This is a genomic window from Protofrankia sp. Cas8 (assembly GCF_963555845.1).
Lineage (GTDB): Bacteria > Actinomycetota > Actinomycetes > Frankiales > Frankiaceae > Protofrankia.
Map to the genome: position 1 here is coordinate 1 of NZ_CAUVXI010000299.1, position 4,901 is coordinate 4,901.

Consider the following 4,901-nt stretch of genomic DNA (forward strand, 5'->3'; position numbering starts at 1 on the left):
TGTCCGAGCATGACATCGAACAGCGCGGCGATGTAGCCACCGTGGACGTTGTTCCGGCTGCCCTCGTATGCTGGCCCGAGGGTCGCCTCGCCGTGGAACATCTCGCCGCGGCGTTCGACGATCAGCGGCGGGGCGAACGGGTGGGAGCGGCCGAAGATCGGATGCCGTTCCCAGAGCACGGCATTGTCGGCACTGCCGATCCGCAGCCCCGCCCGGCCGTCGTACCGGCTGGCGCGGGCGTGCGGCCGGGCTAGGCGCTCCATGCGTTGCGCGGCGTCGGCGATGGCGCGCAGGTCCTCGGTGGGTATGTCGCCGGTCGCCAGGTGTCCGGCGAGCGCCCGCAGGGCCGCCGCGGCCCGGCGCGCCTCGCTCAGCCCGTCGGTCACCCCCTCGTCCAGCCCCTCGCCAGTTGCCGCCGTCGACGAAAGGGTCGACGGCCCGGTCGGCCTGCCGGGCCGGTCCTGGCCATCTGACATGCTGGGATCTCCTCACTTCGGGTGTCGTGACCATCGGACGGCCCGACATCCCATTCGCCAATACTCCTTCAAATAGTAATATAATTATGCTGAACTTTCGACTGTCTGGTCGGCTCCCTCATCGGACGGGTGGATGTCGGCCCAGGCATGGGAGAGCGCTTCGGTGAAGATTTCCGGGGGTTGTGCGCCGGAGACTCCGTACCGGCTGTCGACGACGAAGAACGGCACGCCGGTGGCACCCAGTGCCCGCGCCCGGTGGGCATCGCCGTCCACCACGTCGGCGTAGGTGCCCTCGACGAGTACGCGGCGGGCCTCGTCGGCGTCCAGGCCGGCTTCACCGGCCAGTCCGACGAGGCACTCGCGGTCGAACAGGGACCTCCCTTGGGTGAAGTGGGCCAGGTAGAAGCGCTCGACGACGGCGTCCTGGATGCCGCGGTCCCCGGCCAGCTGGACGAGCCGGTGCGCATCGGCGGTATTGCCGACAAACCCGTCGACCAGGTGGTATTCCAGGCCGACGGTGGCTGCGGTGCGTTCGACCGCGACCTGGCTCGCCCGGGCCTGCGCTTCGGTCATGCCGTACGTGGCGACCAGCATGGCGGTCTGGCCGACGACGCGGTCGGTGGGCATGGTCGGGTCGAGCTGGAATGAATGGTGGACGATCTCGATCTGGTCGCCGTGGGCGAAGCCGGCCAGCGCCTGCTCGAAGCGGCGCTTGCCGATCCAGCACCACGGGCAGACGAGGTCGGACCAGATGTCAACCCGCATGGGGTTCTCCTCGGTGCTGGTCGGAATGTGCTGGTCGGGATGTGGTCGGGATGCGGTCGGGATGCGAGGGCAGGGTACGGCGGCTGTGCCGGCCCTGCTGGAGCAATGCTGACCAGAATATGAGGTACACCTCGACTTATCCCGATGTCCGGCTGGTGTACGTGGCGGTCTGGGGCCTGGGGTCTGGGTCTAGTCTGCGGTCTGGGGTCTAATTGAAGAGTTCTTCAATTAGCGACATGGTGGATGGCCTGCTGCGCTCGAGCGGCGGGCCGCTGAGCAGGGGAAGGGCGGGCCGAGGCCGATGCCGGGGACGAGGGTGACCAGGGCCGCGCGGACGCAGGTTCCGCTCTATCAGGCGAAGGCGGAGTTCTTTCGGATGCTGGGGCATCCGGTGCGGATCCGGGTGCTGGAACTGCTCCAGGACGGGCCGATGCCCGTTCGGGACCTGCGCTGCGCCGTCGAGGTGGAGCCGTCGAATCTGTCCCAGCAGCTGGCGGTGTTGCGCCGCTCGGGGATCGTGACGGCGACCCGGGACGGCTCGACGGTCGTCTACGCGCTCGCGGGCGGGGACGTGGCCGAGTTGATGCGGGCCGCGCGAAGGATCCTCACCGAAATGCTCGCCGGGCAGGAGGAGCTGCTCGCGCAGCTGCGCGAGGCCGACACGAGGTCGATGTGAGCGCGGCGATCGCACCTGGCCGGGTGACCGGGCGGGTGACCGGGCGGGCGGTGTGGCGCCGGGTGCAAGCGGTGCTGCCCACCCGGGCCTCGTTCATCTCGATGGGCCGCTCGCCACGTAAGGACCTGCTCGCCGGACTTACCGTGGCGGTGGTGGCCCTACCCCTGGCGTTGGGGTTCGGGATCTCCTCCGGGCTCGGTGCCCAGGCGGGACTTGCCACCGCAGTGGTCGCGGGCGCCCTTGCCGCGATCTTCGGCGGATCCAATCTGCAGGTCTCGGGACCAACCGGCGCTATGACCGTGGTGTTGGTACCGATTGTCCACACCTACGGTCCCAGCGGAGTGCTCACCGTCGGGCTGCTGGCGGGGTTGCTGCTGGTGACCCTCGCATTGGCGAAGGTCGGCGGCTACATGCGCTATGTGCCGGCGCCGGTGGTGGAGGGTTTCACCGTGGGGATCGCCGCCGTCATCGCCCTCCAACAGGTACCCGCGGCGTTCGGGGTGAAGGCCCCACCCGGAGACAAGGTCGTCGTGGTGGCCGCACGTGCCGTCATCGACTTCGCCGGACATCCGCACTGGGCGGCCGTGGTCCTGGCCGGCACGGTCATCGCGGTGATGCTGGCCGGGGGCCGGTGGCGGCCGACGGTGCCGTTCTCCCTCGTCGCGGTTGTCGCGACAACCGTCGCAGCGCAGGCCGCGCACCTGCAGGTGGCGCGCATCGGCCACCTGCCGGCCGGGCTACCCGCCCCCTCGCTGGGCTTCCTGGACCCTTCCGCAGTGCCGGGACTGCTGCCTTCGGTGGTCGCGGTCGCCGCACTCGCCGCGCTGGAGTCACTGCTGTCGGCGACGGTGGCGGATGCGATGAGCGTGTCCGATCGCCATGACCCGGACCGGGAGTTGTTCGGTCAGGGCGTGGCCAACCTGGCCGCGCCGCTGTTCGGCGGGGTTCCCGCCACCGCCGCGATCGCCCGCACCGCGGTCAACGTCCGTTCCGGCGCGGTGTCCCGACTGGCCGCCCTCACCCATGCGGTCGCGCTCGCGGTCATCGTGTTCGCCGCGGCCCCCCTGGTCGGACGCATCCCGCTGGCGGCGCTTGCCGGGGTGCTGCTGGCTACCGCCGTACGCATGGTCGAAGTCGGCTCGGTTCGGGTGCTGGCGCGTGCGGACCGGGGCGACGCCGCGGTACTGGTGCTGACAGCGCTGGCCACCCTGGCGCTGGACCTGGTCGTCGCAGTGATAGCCGGCCTGGTCGTGGCCGGAGCGTTGGCGCTACGCCAGGTTGCCAGGGCCGCGCGGGTCGAACAGGTCGCACTGGACGACGGCCTGTCACCAACCGACCACCACGCAGAAGAACAGGCCCTGCTCGCGCGGCACATCGTGGCATACCGCATCGACGGGCCGGTGTTCTTCGCCGCCGCGCACCGCTTCCTCCTGGAACTCACCGACGTGGCCGATGTCCTGGTCGTCATCCTGCGGATGTCCCGCGTCACTGCGATCGACTCCACCGGAGCCCTGGTCCTCAAGGATGTGATCACCAAACTGGAACGCCGTGGCATCTGCGTCCTGTTGTCCGGTATCAGGCCCGGCCATCAGCAGGTGCTGTCCACCTTCGGCGTCGCCGAGCACCTGCGCCGCGACGGGCTGCTGTTTCCCGACACCCCCGCCGCGATCGCGCACGCCCTGCTCCTGGCGCCGGATGTGCTGTCGAATCCGCGTGCGGCGCTCTCCCAGCCGCAGGTGGAGGGGACATGCTGATTCCCAGCCCGACCGGAGTGAATCCCGCGTACAGCATCCAGATCCGTGTCCCGGCCCGGGCGGTGAGCGAGGTCCGGTCGGTCATCGCCGACGCGCCCGGTACCGTCACCGTTCAGGCGGACGAACCCGGCCCCGCCGGCGCGCACCGTATCATCCTGGATGCGGACAGTGCACGCACCCTGACCTGGCTGACCGCCGCGCTGCGCCGCCGCCTGGGCACCGACCTGTTCCACGCCGAAGACCTCGTCTTCGCGACCGCCTCCACGGGCAAGCTCGCCCAGCAGGTGTGTGCGGCCGTCACCACCGGTCATGACGTCGCGCTGCTGGACGCTGACGCCGACCGTCGGGTGATCACCCATCTCGCCGCCCATCCACGCCATACCGACCGCTACACGGGCCGCTCCCGGCGGATTGCGCTGCTCACCGACGCCAGTGCCGTCCTGGACTTCGAGCCGATGCCCGCCGAGACGGCTCTGCCGGCGGTCGAGTCCCAGGCCGTCCACCTGCAGCGGGCAACCGGCCTGGACGTCATTCCGCTGCCGGTCGCCACGCGCGGCGCCGACGAGCTCGCGACCGTCATCCGGATGTTGGCTCCGGGCTTCGCCGCGACCGTCCTCGTCCACACCCACATCCGCCACATCGAGACCGCCCGCGCTGCGGTCGACAACACCCGGGCCGACGGCGCCTCCCAGCTGTTGCTGGACGCGGTCAATGACGGGCTCGCCGTGGCCGCCACCGCCGCGGCGCTCAACGCGCTGCGCGCGCGGGCCGTCGACCTGCGTCGGGCCCGGGTCATCCTCGTCGACCCGGCACGAGGCGGGGACCTGGCTGGTCTCCTGGTCGCGGCCGGGATCGGTGACATCACCCTCTACGACCCGGTGGAGTACGGCATCCAGGCGCTGCATGCCGTTGCCGACCAGACGGATCTGGTCATCGACCTGATGGGTCTCGCCGCACCACCGCTGGGCGTCCCGGTGCTGCGGACCCGGTTGGAAACCCCACCCCCGATGCTGGCCGCGACTACCGGGCCGCGCCCGCTGCACGCGCTGCCGGGCCTGCTCACCGCGGCCGTCACCACTCGGATGCCGATCACTGCGGCGGCACGTCTGGCCGCCGCGTACGCTCTGGCCGAGCAGGCGGAGCCCGGTGCCCTGCTGCCCGCTCTTGATCATCCGGAGCTGACCGCGGCCGTCGCCGTCGCCGCGATTCGGGCGCTCACCGCGTCGCAGT

At 70.7% G+C, this 4,901-nt stretch carries 4 protein-coding genes and 1 pseudogene; 3 read left to right on the forward strand and 2 right to left on the reverse strand.

The window, feature by feature from the left end:
* Both U9977_RS25700 and U9977_RS25705 read right to left on the reverse strand, forming a co-directional pair.
* Window positions 1-476: pseudogene (locus U9977_RS25700) on the reverse strand (hypothetical protein); the annotation flags it as partial.
* Window positions 477-560: 84 nt separating this feature from the next.
* Complete coding sequence (locus tag U9977_RS25705; RefSeq protein ID WP_322751862.1) at window positions 561-1,241, reverse strand: DsbA family oxidoreductase; 681 nt, start codon at window positions 1,239-1,241, stop codon at window positions 561-563.
* A 316-nt stretch (window positions 1,242-1,557) separates the two neighbouring features.
* On the opposite strand from U9977_RS25705, the gene U9977_RS25710 reads away from it, so the two are divergent.
* From U9977_RS25710 to U9977_RS25720, 3 genes are all read left to right on the forward strand, one after another.
* The gene (locus tag U9977_RS25710) at window positions 1,558-1,917 is read left to right on the forward strand and encodes a metalloregulator ArsR/SmtB family transcription factor (protein ID WP_322751863.1); all 360 of its coding nucleotides are present in this window, start codon (window positions 1,558-1,560) and stop codon (window positions 1,915-1,917) included.
* A 101-nt stretch (window positions 1,918-2,018) separates the two neighbouring features.
* Window positions 2,019-3,671 (forward strand): SulP family inorganic anion transporter, encoded by a 1,653-nt coding sequence (locus U9977_RS25715; protein ID WP_416210781.1) that lies wholly within the window; start codon window positions 2,019-2,021, stop codon window positions 3,669-3,671.
* Window positions 3,665-4,901 (forward strand): malic enzyme-like protein (locus U9977_RS25720; protein WP_322751865.1); only part of this gene is annotated, 1,237 nt, incomplete at its 3' end. The genes U9977_RS25715 and U9977_RS25720, both read left to right, overlap by 7 nt.